At 73.7% G+C, this 15,669-nt stretch carries 15 protein-coding genes and 1 riboswitch; of the genes, 8 read left to right on the forward strand and 7 right to left on the reverse strand.

The genetic code is table 11. The features are described 5' to 3' along the window. Nucleotides 1-8: 8 nt before the first annotated feature. Both KUM32_RS44985 and KUM32_RS15945 read right to left on the reverse strand, forming a co-directional pair. Nucleotides 9-752 (reverse strand): zinc ribbon domain-containing protein, encoded by a 744-nt coding sequence (locus KUM32_RS44985; RefSeq protein WP_217142633.1) that lies wholly within the window; start codon nt 750-752, stop codon nt 9-11. Further along, nucleotides 749-1,615 carry a Nif3-like dinuclear metal center hexameric protein gene (locus tag KUM32_RS15945; protein WP_217142550.1) on the reverse strand — a complete coding sequence of 289 codons (867 nt, stop codon included), beginning with the start codon at nt 1,613-1,615 and terminating at the stop codon, nt 749-751. The genes KUM32_RS44985 and KUM32_RS15945 overlap by 4 nt, the downstream gene beginning before the upstream one ends. Before the next feature lie 197 nt (nt 1,616-1,812). Between KUM32_RS15945 and KUM32_RS15950 the strand changes: the two genes are divergently transcribed. Together KUM32_RS15950 and KUM32_RS15955 are read left to right on the forward strand one after the other, a co-directional pair. Further along, nucleotides 1,813-2,994 carry a hypothetical protein gene (locus KUM32_RS15950; protein WP_217142551.1) on the forward strand — a complete coding sequence of 394 codons (1,182 nt, stop codon included), beginning with the start codon at nt 1,813-1,815 and terminating at the stop codon, nt 2,992-2,994. An 82-nt stretch (nt 2,995-3,076) separates the two neighbouring features. Continuing rightward, nucleotides 3,077-3,244 carry a hypothetical protein gene (locus KUM32_RS15955; RefSeq protein WP_217142552.1) on the forward strand — a complete coding sequence of 56 codons (168 nt, stop codon included), beginning with the start codon at nt 3,077-3,079 and terminating at the stop codon, nt 3,242-3,244. A 235-nt stretch (nt 3,245-3,479) separates the two neighbouring features. On the opposite strand, the gene KUM32_RS15960 is transcribed toward KUM32_RS15955, so the two are convergent. Further along, nucleotides 3,480-4,355 (reverse strand): MaoC/PaaZ C-terminal domain-containing protein, encoded by an 876-nt coding sequence (locus KUM32_RS15960; protein WP_217142553.1) that lies wholly within the window; start codon nt 4,353-4,355, stop codon nt 3,480-3,482. A 231-nt stretch (nt 4,356-4,586) separates the two neighbouring features. After that, nucleotides 4,587-6,143, reverse strand: a complete 1,557-nt coding sequence (locus KUM32_RS15965; RefSeq protein ID WP_254405639.1) for an MFS transporter — start codon at nt 6,141-6,143, stop codon at nt 4,587-4,589. Nucleotides 6,144-6,385: 242 nt separating this feature from the next. Between KUM32_RS15965 and KUM32_RS15970 the strand changes: the two genes are divergently transcribed. From KUM32_RS15970 to KUM32_RS15990, 5 genes are all read left to right on the forward strand, one after another. Beyond that, nucleotides 6,386-8,155 (forward strand): MFS transporter, encoded by a 1,770-nt coding sequence (locus tag KUM32_RS15970; RefSeq protein WP_217142554.1) that lies wholly within the window; start codon nt 6,386-6,388, stop codon nt 8,153-8,155. Between the two features lie 99 nt (nt 8,156-8,254). Further along, complete coding sequence (locus tag KUM32_RS15975; protein ID WP_217142555.1) at nt 8,255-8,920, forward strand: class I SAM-dependent methyltransferase; 666 nt, start codon at nt 8,255-8,257, stop codon at nt 8,918-8,920. 10 nt (nt 8,921-8,930) lie between these two features. Then, nucleotides 8,931-9,917 (forward strand): N-acetylmuramoyl-L-alanine amidase, encoded by a 987-nt coding sequence (locus tag KUM32_RS15980; RefSeq protein WP_217142556.1) that lies wholly within the window; start codon nt 8,931-8,933, stop codon nt 9,915-9,917. A gap of 158 nt (nt 9,918-10,075) precedes the next feature. Next, nucleotides 10,076-10,948 (forward strand): DUF5336 domain-containing protein, encoded by an 873-nt coding sequence (locus KUM32_RS15985; protein WP_217142557.1) that lies wholly within the window; start codon nt 10,076-10,078, stop codon nt 10,946-10,948. Nucleotides 10,949-11,050: 102 nt separating this feature from the next. Continuing rightward, nucleotides 11,051-11,344 carry a hypothetical protein gene (locus KUM32_RS15990; RefSeq protein WP_217142558.1) on the forward strand — a complete coding sequence of 98 codons (294 nt, stop codon included), beginning with the start codon at nt 11,051-11,053 and terminating at the stop codon, nt 11,342-11,344. A gap of 13 nt (nt 11,345-11,357) precedes the next feature. Here KUM32_RS15990 and KUM32_RS15995 read toward each other — a convergent pair whose 3' ends face one another. The 3 genes from KUM32_RS15995 to KUM32_RS16005 are packed head-to-tail and all read right to left on the reverse strand — an operon-like array spanning nt 11,358 to nt 14,565. Then, entirely contained in the window at nt 11,358-12,455 is a 1,098-nt protein-coding gene (locus KUM32_RS15995) for a prenyltransferase/squalene oxidase repeat-containing protein (RefSeq protein ID WP_217142559.1), read from the reverse strand. Further along, nucleotides 12,452-13,186: a class I SAM-dependent methyltransferase gene (locus KUM32_RS16000; protein WP_217142560.1), complete on the reverse strand. Its 735-nt coding sequence runs from the start codon at nt 13,184-13,186 to the stop codon at nt 12,452-12,454. Before KUM32_RS16000 ends, KUM32_RS15995 begins: the two co-directional genes overlap by 4 nt. Continuing rightward, nucleotides 13,180-14,565: a glycosyltransferase family 4 protein gene (locus KUM32_RS16005; RefSeq protein WP_217142561.1), complete on the reverse strand. Its 1,386-nt coding sequence runs from the start codon at nt 14,563-14,565 to the stop codon at nt 13,180-13,182. Before KUM32_RS16005 ends, KUM32_RS16000 begins: the two co-directional genes overlap by 7 nt. Before the next feature lie 203 nt (nt 14,566-14,768). On the opposite strand from KUM32_RS16005, the gene KUM32_RS16010 reads away from it, so the two are divergent. Continuing rightward, the gene (locus KUM32_RS16010; RefSeq protein WP_217142562.1) at nt 14,769-15,449 is read left to right on the forward strand and encodes a TetR family transcriptional regulator; all 681 of its coding nucleotides are present in this window, start codon (nt 14,769-14,771) and stop codon (nt 15,447-15,449) included. Continuing rightward, a riboswitch (cobalamin riboswitch) is annotated at nt 15,440-15,595 on the forward strand. Its footprint overlaps the gene before it by 10 nt. The last annotated feature ends 74 nt before the right edge of the window (nt 15,596-15,669 follow it).

Here is a 15,669-nt window from a genome sequence, read left to right on the forward strand (position 1 = left end):
ACGCGCCCCTACAGCCCGGAGTCGGCCGTACGCACCAGGATGCGGCGGCAGTTCTCGCAGCGTACGACCGTGTCGGGCGCAGCCGAGCGGATCTCGCTCAGCTCGGTGATCGCCAGCTCCTGGCGGCACCCCTGGCAGCCGCGCTGGTACAGCTTGGCCGCGCCGACGCCGCCCTGCTGCTCGCGCAGCTTCTCGTAGAGCCCCAGCAGGTCCGCGGGGACCGAGGCCGCGACGACCTCGCGCTCCTTGGTCACCGAGGCGGCCTCGCCGTCCAGTTCCTCGACGGCCGCGTCCCGGCGCCCGGTGGCGTCGTCGATCTTGCCCTGCACGGCGCCGACCCGCTCGGTCAGCTCGGCGACCCGCTCCTGCGCGGACTCACGGCGCTCCATCACCTCCAGGACGACGTCCTCGAGGTCGCCCTGCCGCTTGGCGAGGGAGGCGATCTCGCGCTGGAGGTTCTCCAGGTCCTTCGGGGAGGTGATGGCCCCCGAGTCCAGGCGCTGCTGGTCGCGGGTGGCGCGCTGGCGCACCTGGTCCACGTCCTGCTCGGCCTTGGTCTGCTCGCGGGCGCAGTCGCTCTCCTCGGTCTGCGCGGCCACGAGCAGGTCGCGCAGCTGCGTGAGGTCCTTGGTCAGCGACTCGATCTCGGCGTGCTCGGGCAGGGACCGGCGCTTGTGCGCGAGCTGCTGGAGACGGACGTCGAGGCCCTGGACGTCGAGGAGTCGGATCTGGTCGGCGGGCGCGGCTTTCAGTTGGGGGCTCCCAGTGCGCTAGAGGTCGGGGTGGACGCCGCGTGGGCGGTCCAGGGGTCGGTGACCGTCTTCGAGACGTGGACCCTCAGGTCCCATCCGTTCCGGTCGGAGATCTCGTCGAGCTGGGCTGCGGCCAGCTCGCACCAGGGCCACTCGGTGGCCCAGTGCGCCGCGTCGAGCAGCGCGAGGGGACTGCGGGCGCGATCCTCGGTGAACTCGGACACCGGGTGGTGGCGCAGGTCCGCGGTGAGGAAGGCGTCGACGCCGGCCGCCCGCACGTGGTCGAAGAGGCTGTCACCGGAGCCGCCGCTGACGGCGACCGTGCGGACGACCGCCTCCGGGTCACCGGCGACGCGGATGCCCTGCGCCGTGGCGGGCAGCCGCCCGGCGGCGTGGGCGGCGAGCTCGCGGACGGTCAGCGGGTGCTCGAGTTCGCACACCCGGCCCAGGCCGCGGCGGCCCTCGGGGTCGGTCGGGTCCGGCACCAGGGGCCGTACGACGCGCAGGTCGAGCGCGCCGGCCAGCGCGTCGGAGACGCCCGGGTCGGCGGTGTCGGCGTTGGTGTGGGCGACGTGCAGGGCGACGTCGTTCTTGATGAGCGTGTGCACGACACGGCCCTTGAAGGTGGAGGCCGCGACCGTCGTCGTGCCCCGCAGGTACAGCGGGTGGTGGGTGACGAGCAGGCCGGCGCCCAGCTTCACCGCCTCGTCGGCGATCTCCTGGACGGGGTCGACGGCGAACAGGACCCGGGAGACCTCCTGGCCGGGGTCGCCCACGACGGTGCCGACCGCGTCCCAGGACTCGGCCCGCTCGGGGGGCCACAGACTCTCCAGCGCGGCGATGACTTCTGACAGACGGGGCACATGGGCAAGGCTACCTGGCTGTTCTGCGCCGCTGTACCCGCAGCGTGCCCCCGCGGGCGCCCCGCTCCGGCACAGCACACTCCTCTCCCCCTCCTCAGGCGAATCGTTCCTGTGCCACACGTACGTGTGATGAGGGCGGCCACCGGCCCCCGGCCGTGCGTACGAAAACTAGCTTCTTCGCCGGAGGTGACCGAATAATGACGGTCTGTGCGATCGAGCCTTCGGCGGACCCCGGGAACGACGGGACGCCGCGTGCGGGCTGCACCATCACCGCGGAGGGCGGCTACGCCGCGCGTCTCGCCCTCAGCGGCGACTCCTGGTACCCGGAGCGCTGGACCCTGGACGGCCCCGAGCCGTACGCGGTGCCGCTGCCCGGCAACCAGCCGGAGGAGCCCGGCACCGAGGTGCAGCCGATGGGCGACGGACGGGTCCTGGTCCACCGCGTCGCGGCCGGACGGCACGTCTTCTCGTTGCTGTACCCGACCGGCCCCGGCACCGGCGAACTGCCGCTCGGCGCGGTCGAGTGCCCCGACGACACCATCGGACTGCGGCTGCTGCCGCCGGCCCCGGACGGCGAGCGGGCCTACGCCCTGGCGACCGGACCGCGGACGTCGGTGCTGTGGCAGGTCGCGGGCGACGCCTTCGGACCGGAGCGGCTGGCCGAGATCCCCGGTCGCTGCTCGGGCGGGGTGTGGCTGGACCGCACGGGCCGGCTGCTGTCCGTGGACCGGGAGACCGACGGGCGCACCAAGGCGGTCGTGGTGGACCTGGAGCGGGGCGGCGAGGTGTCGCCGCTGCTGCAGATCGCCGCGGACAGCGACGACCGGATACTGCTGGCCGACCCGGACAGCGGACTGGTGGTGATCCGCTCGGACGCGCCCTCGCCGGGACAGAGCCGGCTGGGCTGGGGGGTGCTGGGCAGCACGCTGCCGGTGCGCTTCCCGGAGTGCCTGCGGCTGCCGGACTGCGTCGTCACGCCGTTCGCGGTCCAGCCCGGCCAGGTGCTGACGCCGGAGCGCTGCGCGGTGGCGCTGCGCATGGACGGCGCGTTCGGCACCTGGGTCGGGCTGTGGCGGCCCGTCGAGCGGCGGGTGCGCCATCTCCCCGCACCCCAGGGGTGGTTGGCGGGCGCCGGGGTGTGGACGGCGGGCGGGGAGCTCCGACTTCCCTGCGCCACACCGGAGTTGCCGTGCGGCGTGGCGCGGCTGACCGTGCCCTGGACCGACGACGAGGGGGCGGAGCGCGCGGGAACACCGGAGGGCACGGCCGCGGACGGTCCCGGTGGGACGGACGCCCCGGCCCCCGCCCCGCCGCGTCCGATGCCGCTGCAACAGGCCCCGCTGGCGCGGCTTGTAACGAACCAGTGCCGGTTGGCGTGACTGCCTGGATCCGGGCCGAGGTGTGCCGGTTACACTCGCCCGGCTGTAGGAAAGATCATGTTGACGGGGTGAAATCCTTCCGATGAACGACGCCAGCACGACCCAGCCGATGCAGGCCGACGGTGCCGACGTTTCCGAGACCGACTCCGGGCACGGCAAGCACCGGGGACCGGTCTCCAGCCAGGACGGCGCGGCGACTCCGCGGGGCCGCCACCGCAAGCCCGCCGAGGAGTCCGAGACCGCCGCCTGACGGCGCGGACAAGCACACGCGGCAAGCAACCCCGGCCCCGTTCGTCACCTCCGACGGACGGGGCCGTTCGCGTCCGGTCCGACGCCTGGGCCATTCGCGTCCCGTCCGACGGCTGGGCCATTCGCGTCCCGTCCGACGCCTGGGCCGTTCCCGTCCGCCGGACGGACCGCCGTCCTCACGCGTACCGGACGGTCCTCACGCGTACCGGACGGTCCTCACGCGTACCGGACGGTCCTCACGCGTACCGGACGACCGTGTCGGCGAGGACGGGGACGTCGTTCCGCTCCGGCACACTCACGGCGACCCGCACGGTCCCGCCCCCGGCCGTCGCCTCCGACCCCCACATGCGCACCCTGAGCGTCTCTCCCGGGTACACGACCCCGGCGAACCGCGTGCGGTACGCCCGCACCCGGGTCACGTCACCGTCGAGCAGCGTGTCGACGACCGACTTGAGCGTGCCGCCGTAGGTGCACAGTCCGTGCAGGACGGGGCGGTCGAAGCCGGCACGCGCCGCGAACTCCGGGTCGGCGTGCAGGGGGTTCCAGTCGCCGCAGAGCCGGTAGAGCAGGGCCTGGTCCTCGCGCACGGGCCGCTCGACCACGCGGTCGGGTGCCCCGGCGGGCGGCGGCGACGGACGCCCGGACGGCCCCCGCCCACCGCCCCATCCGCCTTCTCCCCGTACGAAGATCTCGGCCTCGTCGCTCCACAGCGGCCCGTCCGCGTCGGTGACCTCGGTGCGCAGGACGAGCACGGCCGCCGTGCCCTTGTCGTGCACGGCGACGACGCGCGAGGCGGCTCGCGCCCGGCCGCGCACCGGGACCGGCCGGTGCAGGCGCAGGCGCTGCCCGCCGTGCAGGACGCGGGCGAGGTCGACGTCGACGCCGGGCGTGGACAGCCCGCCGATCACGCCGGGCGGTCCGCCGCCCGCGACGGTGGCGAAGCTCGGCAGCACGTGCAGCCGGGACTCCAGGGTGTAGCGCAGCTCGCGGGGGTCGGTGGCGGGGACGCCGGCGCCGATGCCGAGGTGGTAGAGCTGGACGTCCTTGTGGCCCCAGGCGATCTCGCGCACCCGGGGGCGGGCGGCGAGCGCCTCGGCCGCGTCGATGGGCATGGCCCTCCTGTCACCCCGGCACCGGTCGTCCCGGTGCCACCGTCACCACGGACAGGCACGACCGTACGGGATCACGCGAGGGCTCTGTCGCGGCGGCACGAGGGGAGCGTGCGTCCCGGCGAAACGGCGTGCGGGAGGCGTCACGCCGGGACGAAACGCTCCCCCGCACCGTCTGGCGACGGGACTCGCCGGCAGCGGCCCCGGGCCCGGGGCCCCGAGCCGTCGCCCCCGCTAGCCCCGTGCCTCGTGCTTCCCGCGCTCCCCGGCCGGCAGCCACGCCCACATCAGCGCCGCACCCGCGACCAGCACCACCGCCCCCGTGCGGAACACCAGCGCGTACCCGTCCGTCAGCGCCACCGGCCCCGCGTCCTCGCCGCCGGAACGGGCCGCCGCGATCGTCGACATCACGGCGAGGCCCAGCGAACCGCCCATCGTGCGGGACGTGTTGACCAGTCCGGAGACCAGTCCCGCGTCCCCGGCCGCCGCCCCGGAGATGGCCAGGGACGCCAACGGGGTCGCGGCCAGCCCCGCGCCCAGCATCATCAGCACCCCGGGGATCATGATCGCGGTCGCGTACCCGCCGTCCGCGGTCATCGTGGACTGCCATCCGAACCCGGCCGCCGCCACGACCGTGCCCAGCACGGCCACGTTCCGCGCCCCGAGCGCCGGCATGAACCGCGGCGCCGCCTTCGACCCGAGGACCACCGCCAGTGAGCTCGGCACCAGGGCGAGCCCGGCCTCGAGCGGGGAGTAGCCCAGCACGTTCTGCGCGTACAGCGTCATGAAGAACCACATCGAGAACATCGCCGAACCGCACACCAGCATCGCCACGTTGGCCGACGCCACCGACCGCAGCCGCAGCAGCCCCAGCGGCATCAGCGGCGCCGCCGTCCGCGCCTCGACGAGGAGGAACAGCGCGAGCAGCGCGAGCCCGGCCAGCAGCGGCGCCAGCGTCGCCGACGCCGTCCAGCCCTCGGTCTCGGTCTGCGAGATGCCGTAGGCGAGCGTGGCCAGACCCACGGTCACCAGCAGCGCGCCGGACAGGTCGAGGCGCCGCCGCTCGCCGGCCCGGCCCTCCGTCAGCCACAGCACGGAGCCGGCCAGCACCACCGCGCCCACCGGCACGTTGATCAGCAGCACCCAGCGCCACGACAGCCCGTCGACGAGGGCGCCGCCCACCAGGCCGCCCGCCGCGCCGCCGCCCGCGCCCACGGCGGTCCACGTCGCGATCGCCCGCGCCCGCGCGGCCCCCTCCGGCACCGCCGCGGTCAGGATCGTCAGCGTCGAGGGCGCCAGCACGGCCGCCCCCAGCCCCTGCACGGCCCGCGCGACCAGCAACTGCCAGCTCTCCTGGGCGAGTCCGCCGCCCAGCGAGGCCAGCGTGAACAGTCCGAGCCCGACCAGGAACATCCGCTTGCGCCCGTACAGGTCCCCGGCCCGGCCGCCGAGCAGCATGAAGCCGGCGAAGGCGATGGCGTAGGCGTTGACCACCCACTGCAGCCCCTGCGCGCTCAGCCCGAGGTCGGTGCGCATCGACGGCAGGGCGACGTTGACGACGGACACGTCGAGCACGACGAGGAACTGTCCGGCGCACGCGAGCGCCACGACCAGCCAGGTCGGGGGCGTGCGGCGCGGGGATATCCGGGCGCCGGGGACGGCGGCGGACGACGCGGAGGCAGAGGAGGCCGCGGAGGCTGCGGAGGCAGAGGAGGCCGCGGAAGCAGAGGAGGCGGAGGAAGCAGAGGAGGCGGAGGAAGCTGCGGCGGAGGTACCGGTGGATTCGGGCATGGACGTCATGGTCTCAACCCGGGTGCACCCCTTGCATCGGTATTCGGACCCGGCTTCGGGCCGCTGACGAAGGCGCGCACCGGAGGGACTTGACCGGAGGGACTTACAAGAGAAGGTCAAGAATTCGTTAGGGGTTCGAAGCAACGGAATAGTTGCCCGGGCGCACGAGGTTCATTCTGCACACATCGCAGACCACCGATCACGCGTCGCGTTCGCCGACACCGGCCTGGAGGCCTCACCCCATGTCCCACACGACGACCGACGAGCCCGCCCGGAAAGCGAGCGGGGCCACCGTCCCGGTGCTCGCCTTCGCGGGCATCGTCGTCGCGGTGATGCAGACCCTGCTCGTCCCGGTCATCAAGGACCTGCCCCAACTCCTGGACACCTCGCCCAGCAACGCCACCTGGGTCCTGACCTCGACCCTCCTGTCCGGAGCCGTGGCCACCCCGATCATGGGGCGCCTCGGCGACCTCTACGGCAAGCGGCGCATGCTGATCGCCAGCCTGTCCGTGATGGTGGTCGGCGCGCTGGTCAGCGCCTTCACCGACGCCCTGCTCCCGATGATCGTCGGCCGTACGCTCCAGGGCTTCGCGATGGGCGCGATACCCCTCGGCATCGGCCTGATGCGCGACATGCTGCCCCGTGAGCGCCTCGGCTCGGCCATGGCGCTGATGAGCTCCTCGATCGGCGTCGGCGGCGGCCTGGCGCTGCCCGCCGCGGCGCTGGTCGCCCAGCACGCCGACTGGCACGCCCTGTTCTACGGCGCCGCCGGCCTCGGCGTCGTCTCCATCGCCCTGACCCTGCTCGTCGTCCCCGAGTCCCCGCTGCGCGCGAAGGGCTCCTTCGACCTGCCGGGCGCGCTCGGCCTCTCCGTCGGCCTGGTCCTCTTCCTCCTGCCGATCACCAAGGGCAGCGACTGGGGCTGGTCGTCCGCCACCACGCTCGGCCTGTTCGCCGCCGCCGCCGTGGTCCTGTTCCTGTGGGGCCTGATGGAGCTGCGCGTCGCGGCCCCGCTGGTCGACCTGCGCACCACGGTCCGCCGCGAGGTCCTGCTCACCAACCTCGCCTCGATCATGGTCGGCGTCTCCTTCTACGTCGTCTCCCTCGTGCTGCCCCAGCTCCTCCAGCTTCCCTCCTCGACCGGCTACGGCCTCGGCCAGTCGATGGTCGTCGCGGGCCTGTGCGTGGCCCCGCTGGGCCTGACGATGATGTTCACCGCGCCGGTGTACGCCCGCCTGTCCGCCCGCTACGGCCCCCGGACGACCCTGATCACCGGCCTGCTGGTCATCGCGATCGGTTACGCCGGCGGCCTCGGCCTGATGAGCGCCGCCTGGCAGACCGTCGTCACCTCGGTGCTGCTCGGCGCCGGCATCGGTCTCGCGTACTCCTCGCTGCCCGCGCTGATCATCGGCGCGGTCCCGGCCTCGGAGACGGGCGCGGCCAACGGCCTCAACACCCTGATGCGGTCCATCGGTACGTCGGTGTCGAGCGCCGTCATCGGCATGGTGCTCGCCGACACGGCGAACGACGTCGGCGGCGTCGCCGTGCCCACCATGCACGGCTTCCGCGTCTCCTTCCTGATCGCGACCGCCGCGGTAGCCGTCGGGCTGGCGCTGGCCTTCTTCCTCCCCCGCCGCAGCCCGGCGCCCACCACGCGACTGCGCGCGAGCAGCGAGGAGGACGCGAACCTGTCCCGCGCCGAACAGGCCCTGGCCGGGAAGCCGGTGGCCGGGGAGCCGCTGCGCGGATTCCGCGGCCGGGTGCTGGCCGCCGACGGCGCCCCCGTCGCCCGCGCCAAGGTCACCCTGATCGACCGGCACGGCCGCCAGGCGGGCGCGACCCTCTCCGCCGAGGACGGCGGCTACGCCCTCGCCGTCCCCGCCGAGGGCCCGTACGTCCTGGCCGCCCGCGCCACGGGCCACGGCCCGCTCGCCCACGCGGCGACCCACACGGGCGGCGACCGGCCGGTCGACCTGGACCTGTTCCTGCCGGGCGAGACCGTCTCCGCCTGACCCGCACCCCCGCCCCCTCGCCGCACCCCCTGCCGCACGCCCGGCAGGGGGTACGGCAGCATGGGCCGTCGGCACGTACGCACCACTGAGAGGAAGCCGATGCCCGCGGCAGCACCCAGCCCCGAGATCCTGGCCGCCTTCGAGGCCGCCAAAGGGTTCATGCCCGCGCACGAGGGCCTCGCTCTGTACGCGGCGGCCGTGGAGGCGGGCGGGCTCGGGCTGCCGCTGCTGGAGGTCGGCACCTACTGCGGGCGCTCCACCCTGCTGCTCGCCGACGCGGCCCGCCGGGCCGGGGTGAGCGCGCTCACCGTCGACCACCACCGGGGCAGCGAGGAGCAGCAGCCCGGCTGGGACTACCACGACCCGGAGACGGTCGACCCCGAACTCGGCGTGATGGACACGCTCCCCACCTTCCGCCGCACGCTCCACCGGGCCGGCCTGGAGGAGCACGTGGTCGCCCTCGTCGGCCGTTCGCCCCAGGTGGCGTCGGTCTGGAACTCCCCTCTCGGTCTGGTCTTCATCGACGGCGGCCACACCGACGAGCACGCGAGCGCCGACTACGAGGGCTGGGCGCCGCACGTGGCCGACGGCGGCCTGCTGGTCATCCACGACGTCTTCCCGGACCCGGCCGACGAGTTCACCGGCCAGGCCCCGTACCGCGTCTACCTCAGGGCTCTGGCGTCCGGCGCGTTCACCGAGGTCTCGGTGACCGACTCGCTGCGCGTGCTGCGGCGAACGGGCGCGGGGACCCGAGGGCGCGGTTAGAGTCGCCGACGTGTCGTACACAGGCCCGGACTTCGAACCTCCCCGGCCCCGCCGCTCCCCGCTGCGCCGTCCGCTGACGGTGGCGGTCGCCGCGCTGGTGCCCGGGGCGCTGCTCGGCTGGGGGGTGTACGCGGCGGTCGGCGGCCCGGACGACGCGGGCGGCACGGACCGCGCGCACGGCGTACGGACGTCACCGGCGCCGTCCTCCGGTGGTCCCGCGTCCTCGGCCGGGGGCGCCGGGACACCCACGGGTTCCCCGTCCGTCCCGGCGTCCGGGAAGCCGTCGGCGACCGCGTCGAGGTCCGCGCCCGCGGCGGCCTCCGGCCCCCTCGAAGGGAAGGTCGTCGTCATCGACCCGGGGCACAACCCGGGCAACTTCCGCCACACCACCGAGATCAACCGCAAGGTGGACATCGGCACGCACCGGAAGGAGTGCGACACCACGGGCACGGCCACCGACGCGGGCTGGCCGGAGGCGAAGTTCACCCTCGACGTGGCCCACCGGCTGCGCACGCTGCTGGAGGAGCAGGGCGCCACGGTGAAACTGACGCAGGACGGCGACCGTTCCTACGGGCCCTGCGTGGACGAGCGGGCCCGGATCGGCAACGAGGCGCACGCGGACGCCGCGATCTCGATCCACGCCGACGGATCGGGGGCCGGTGACCGCGGCTTCCACGTCATCCTGCCGGGCCCGGTGCACGACGGCGCCGCCGACACCCGCGCCATCGTCGCGCCCTCCGCCGAACTCGGGCAGCGCATCGCGGGCAACTTCGTGCGCGCCACGGGCAGCGCGCCCTCCAACTACGTCGGAGACGGCACCGGTCTCGTCACGCGCACGGACCTGGGCGGTCTCAATCTGTCAACGGTTCCCAAGGTGTTCATCGAGTGCGGCAACATGCGGGACAGCACGGACGCGGCCCTGCTGACCAGCGGCGACTGGCGGCAGAAGGCGGCACGGGGGATGTCTGAGGGAATCGTGGGTTTCCTGCGCGGGTAGCGATCACCGCCCCGATCCCTGCGGACAGCCGCAAGGTGCGGACGATAGTGTCGTCCGTACGATGAGGGGCCACCCCCGCGCTTCACACCGGAACCTTTCGGCGACATCGTGACAGCGACGCCTCTACCGACGACGAGACGACCTACGAAGGACCTGAAGTGAATATCCGCTCCCTCACTCGAGGCGACGGCGTGGTGATCGGAGCAGCGGTGTTGCTGTTCATCGCGTCGTTCCTCGACATCTACTCGATCGAAGGCGCCTCGGACAGCGCCGACATTCCCAGCCTGTGGGGCAGTGGGCCGGTCGTGCTCGGTGTCGTCCTGGCGGGCGTCCTCGGTGCCGCGCTCGTCATCGTGGCCCGTGCCCTGCCGCAGCCCAGGAAGGTGGCGGGCCTCGACCTCGGCCAGTTCGGCGTCGCGTTCACGGTCTTCGCCGCCTGGTGCGCGCTCGGCAACATCTTCGACCCGGCGGGTGCCTTCGACGGCGACGGGGGCCTCACCGACGGCCTCGGTGCCGGTACGGGTCTGATCCTCGCCCTCGTCGCCACGCTGGTCATGGCCGCCGCCGCCGTGGCCACCCCGCTGGTCCCCGCCCTCAAGGGCTCCCTCGTCCCGGCCCCCCGTCCGGCCGCCCCCCAGCCCTACGGCGGCCAGCCCCAGGGTGGTTACGGCTACCCGGGCGCGCAGCAGCAGCCGTACGGCGCCCAGCCGGGGCAGCCCGGTCAGCCGGGCCAGCCGGGCCAGTCCTTCGGCGGCCAGCCGCAGCCGGGTCAGCCGCAGCCGCACACCCCGCAGCCGCACGCCCCGCAGCCGGCGCAGGCGCAGCCGGCCGCGGACTTCTCGCCGTTCTGGTTCGCCGTGCCGGTGCCGCGTCCGCTGTTCGCGGAGGACGGCTCCCCCACGCCGATCGCCGAGCTGGCGCCGGGCACCTGGTACCTGGCCGTCGAGCAGCGCGGCGCCAACCTGGTCGCCCAGACGCAGGACGGCCGCCGGGGTGTCCTGCAGGACACCTCGGGCATCCAGCGCGGCTGACCGGCACCTGTCCGCCCGCTCCACCCCGACGGCCCCTCGCACCGGAACTCCCGGGCGGGGGGCCGTGGGTTTCCCCGGAGCATCCGGGGTCAGACGGAAGACATGTCCCCTCGATATCGCACTGGTTCCAACTCCGCCGGGACGGCCGTCGCGGTGATCGCGGACATCATGGCCGTCATCCTCGGACTGTGGATTCTGATGTACCTGCTGGACGCCAACCGGGCCAACGACCTGGTTCAGTTCGTCCATGACGCGGCCAACTGGCTCGCCGGCTGGTCACGAGACCTCTTCACCTTCGACGAGGCCTGGGCCCGCGTGGTCGCCGGCTACGGGCTGGCCGCGGTCGTCTACCTCTTCGTCGGCCACGCCATCGCCAACCGCCTCCACCGGCGCTGAGGCCGCGCGGCGGTCAGACGCAGCAGTCCGGGTCGAGGCCCCTCGGCAGACGGTCGCCGGAGAAGACCTGGCAGGTGGCCTCGTGGCCGCCGAGGGCGGCGACGGCGAGGAGCAGGGAGCCGGCCGTCCAGGTGGTCAGTTCGCGCGGCCACACGGCGTCGTCCTCGAAGACGTAGCCGGTCCAGTACAGGCCGCTGTCGGGGTCGCGCAGGTGCTGGATCGACTGGAGGATCTCCAGGGCGCGGTCGGACTCGCCCACCGCCCAGAGGGCGAGCGCGAGTTCGGCCGACTCGCCGCCCGTCACCCACGGGTTGGGGACGACGCAGCGCACGCCGAGGCCCGGGACCACGAAACGGTCCCAGCTCTCCGCGATGCGGGACCTGGCCTCCGTACCGGTCAGCGCGCCGCCCAGCACCGGGTAGTACCAGTCCATCGAGTACCGGCCCTTGTCCAGGAACCGCTCCGGGTGGCGGCGGATGGCGTGCCGCAGGGCGCCCGCCGCCAACTCCCAGTCGGGCTGCGGCTCTTCGCGCTGCTCCGCGATGGCGAGCGCGCAGCGCAGCGCGTGATGGACGGAGGAGCTGCCGGTCAGCAGCGCGTCCGGCGTGTCCGTGCCGTCGTCGTCGCGTCGCCAGCCGATCTGCCCGCCGGGCTGCTGCAGGCGCAGCACGAACTCGACCGCGCCGACGACGACGGGCCACATCCGGTCCAGGAAGGTGTCGTCGCCGGTGGCGAGGTAGTGGTGCCAGACGCCCACGGCGACGTAGGCGACGAAGTTGGTCTCCCGGCCGCGGTCCGTGACGTCGGCGAAGTCGCCGTCGGCGTACGCCGCGTACCAGGAACCGTCGGGGTTCTGGTGCCGGGCCAGCCATGCGTACGCCCGCTCGGCGGCCTCGTGCTCGTCGGCCGCGTCCAGGGCCATCGCCGCCTCGATGTGGTCCCACGGGTCGAGGTGGTGGCCGCGGAACCACGGGATGGCGCCGTCCTCGCGCTGGACGGCGAGGATGCCCCGGACGGTCGCGGCGGCCTCGGCCTCGGTGAGGACTCCGGGCAGGACGAGGTGTTCGGTGCGAGGAGTGCGGGGCGTGCCGGGAGTGCGGGAAGAGGTCACGCGGCGTCCACCGGCGGCAGGTGCGGCTTGGTCGCGTAGGCCACGAAGCTCTTGCCGATCAGCGGGTTCAGCGCCTGCTCGGCGACCCGGGTGGCCAGGGGCTTCTTCATGATGTCCCAGACCAGCAGCTTGTGGTACGCCCGCACCGGCAGCGCCTTGTCGTTGTCGACGCCGAAGGCGCACTTCAGCCACCAGTACGGCGAGTGCAGCGCGTGCGCGTGGTGGGTGCCGTACGGCCTGAGGCCCGCCTCGCGGATGCGGGCGAGGAGCTGGTCGGCCTTGTAGATGCGGATGTGGCCGCCCTCGACCTCGTGGTAGGCGTCGGACAGCGTCCAGCAGACCTTCTCGGGGCCGTAGCGCGGCACGGTGACGGCGATGCGCCCGCCGGGCTTGAGGACGCGGACCATCTCGGCGAGGACGCCCTTGTCGTCGGGGATGTGCTCCATCACCTCGGAGATGATGACGACGTCGAAGGACGCGTCCGGGAAGGGCAGGGCCAGCGCGTCGCCCTCCATCGCCGTGGCGGTGGCGCCGGCCGGGGCCTCGCCGGCCTCCTTCATCGCCGCGAACCACTTGGCGACCTCGCGGATCTCCTCGCCGTTCCGGTCCAGCGCCACGACGCGGGCGCCGCGCCGGTAGCACTCGAACGCGTGCCGGCCGGCGCCGCAGCCGAGGTCCAGGACGCGGTCGCCCGGGGCGAGCGGGAACCGGGAGAAGTCGACGGTCAGCACGTGGCCCTGCTTTCGGGGTAGACGCCGGTATCACTGGTGGCCGGGGTCGCGGGCACGATCCTCGGACCGGTCGTGGAGGAGGCGCCGAGGGCCTCGCGGTAGCGGGCGACCGTGCCCTCGGCGGCGCGGGCCCAGGTGAAGTGCCGCAGGACGCGTTCGCGTCCGGCCGCGCCGAGCCGGGCCCGCAGTTCCCGGTCGCCGAGCAGCCGGTTCAGTCCGGCGGCCAGCGCGCCCGCGTCGCCCGGCGGCACCGCGAGGCAGGTCTCCCCGTCGCGTCCGGCGACCTCGGGGACGGCTCCGCCGGTCGTGGCGAGCAGCGCCGTTCCCGTCGCCATGGCCTCGGCGGCCGGCAGCGAGAACCCCTCGTACAGCGAGGGCACGCACGCGACCTCGGCCGACCGCACGAGGTCGACCAGCTCGGCGTCCGGGATGCCCTTGACGAACTCGACGGCGCCGGCGAGCCCGTACCGCTCGATCGCCTGGGCGACGGGGCCCTCGGCGGGCCGCTTGCCGACGACGACGAGGTGGGCCCCGGGATGCTCGGTGCGCGCCTTGGCCAGCGCCTCGACGAGGAAGACCAGGCCCTTGAGCGGTACGTCGGCGCTGGACGTGGTCACGATGCGGCCCGGCACCCGCGGCACCGACGGATCGGGCGAGAAGAGGTCGGTGTCGGCCCCGATGTGGACGACGTGGATGCGGTCGTCCCGTACGCCGAGGTGGTCGATGATCTCCTGGCGGGAGGTGCCGGAGACGGTGAGCACGGACGGCAGCCGGCGCGCGACGCGCTTCTGCATGCGCGTGAAGGCGTACCAACGGCGCACGGAGTACCGGCGCTTGCGGGAGCCGGCGGCGTCGAGCTCCAACTGCCGGTCGACGGTGATGGGGTGGTGGATGGTCGTGACGAGGGGGGCGCCGACGTCACCGAGGAGCCCGTACCCGAGGGTCTGGTTGTCGTGGACGACGTCGAAGTCCCCGCGGCGGGCACGCAGATGGCGGCGGGCGCGCAGGGAGAACGTCAGCGGTTCGGGGAAGCCGCCGGTCCACATCGTGCCGACCTCGAGCGCGTCGATCCAGTCGCGGTACTCGTCGCGTCTGGGGGTGCGGAAGGGATCGGGCTGGCGGTAGAGGTCGAGGCTGGGCAGCTCGGTGAGGGACAGCCGGTCCTCCAGGCCCTCGTCGAGCACGGGATAGGGCTGGGCCCCGATGACCTCGACCCGGTGGCCCAGGCGGGCCAGTTCGCGCGAGAGGTGGCGGACGTAGACGCCCTGGCCGCCGCAGAACGGGTTCCCCTTGTAGGTGAGCAGTGCGATGCGGAGCGGTCGCGATCCGTCGGCGGCGGGCTCCGGGCGGGGACCCTCCTGACTGGCCTCAGCGGTCACTCCGGACCCCCTCCTCACTGCGCTGTCCCGCGACACTACGTCGGACGATAATCTAGAACAAGTTTCAGACTTGATCGTCAGCTTGATCGCCGGCTTGATCGTCGGAGGATCCGAATCTACCGGCAGGTAGGAATGCTGTGACGAGTGGATCAGGTGATTCACGCCACGGCGCGGCGGACGGCCGGGCGGACCACGGGGAGAAGGTGACCGAGGTGGACAAGCACGCTGCGGAGGGGGCCGGTCCCGCGCAGCGCTCCGCCGCCCCTCCCCTCACCGAGCGGCAGGAGGCACGCCGCCGCCGCATCCTGCACGCGACCGCCCGGCTGGCCTGCCGGGGCGGTTTCGAGGCGGTGCAGATGCGTGAGGTCGCGGAGTCCTCGCAGGTCGCCCTCGGCACGCTGTACCGCTACTTCCCGTCCAAGGTGCACCTGCTGGTCGCCACCATGCAGGACCAGCTGGAGCGGTTGCACGGCACCCTGCGCAAGAGTCCGCCGGCCGGTGAGACCGCGGCGGACCGGGTGGCGCTGACCCTGATGCGGGCCTTCGGCGCGCTGCAACGCGAACCCCGGCTGGCCGAGGCGATGGCCCGTGCCCTGACCTTCGCCGACCGCAGCGTCTCCGCGGAGGTCGACCAGGTCTCCCGCCGGACCACGGCGATCATCCTGGACGCGATGGGCGGCCTGGAGGACCCGACCCCCGAGCAGCTCTCCGCGGTCCGTGTCATCGAGCACACCTGGCACTCGGCCCTGATCACCTGGCTCTCCGGCCGCGCGTCCCTCGCCCAGGTCAAGGTCGACATCGAGACGGTGTGCCGGCTGATCGAGCTGACGCGGGCCGGGGCGAGCGGACGGGCGGCCCGGCCCGGCCCTCTTGCCTCCGGGTAAAGTGGCCGCGTCGTCATCACACCCGTACGGGGGGAAGCCGGTGCAATTCCGGCGCTGACCCGCAACCGTGAGCCGCCCGCCGAGGCCCCTCGGAGATCTCCTCGGGCGGTGAGCCGGAATGCCCCGCGCGGACGTGACCGGCTCACGTGCCCGGCGCCCGCCGGAGCACGGGCACCGTCGAGGCATACGGGGCCGAGCCGCCCGGGGTGTCCCGTGCCGC

Source organism: Streptomyces sp. AC627_RSS907 (assembly GCF_019049165.1).

Excerpts from the sequence above, each read along its gene's own strand:
- KUM32_RS15950 (WP_217142551.1), top strand. The coding sequence starts at position 1,813 with ATGACGGTCTGTGCGATCGAGCCTTCGGCGGACCCCGGGAACGACGGG.
- KUM32_RS15955 (WP_217142552.1), top strand. The coding sequence starts at position 3,077 with ATGAACGACGCCAGCACGACCCAGCCGATGCAGGCCGACGGTGCCGAC.
- KUM32_RS15960 (WP_217142553.1), bottom strand. The coding sequence starts at position 4,355 with ATGCCCATCGACGCGGCCGAGGCGCTCGCCGCCCGCCCCCGGGTGCGC.
- KUM32_RS15965 (WP_254405639.1), bottom strand. The coding sequence starts at position 6,143 with ATGCCCGAATCCACCGGTACCTCCGCCGCAGCTTCCTCCGCCTCCTCT.
- KUM32_RS15970 (WP_217142554.1), top strand. The coding sequence starts at position 6,386 with ATGTCCCACACGACGACCGACGAGCCCGCCCGGAAAGCGAGCGGGGCC.
- KUM32_RS15975 (WP_217142555.1), top strand. The coding sequence starts at position 8,255 with ATGCCCGCGGCAGCACCCAGCCCCGAGATCCTGGCCGCCTTCGAGGCC.
- KUM32_RS15990 (WP_217142558.1), top strand. The coding sequence starts at position 11,051 with ATGTCCCCTCGATATCGCACTGGTTCCAACTCCGCCGGGACGGCCGTC.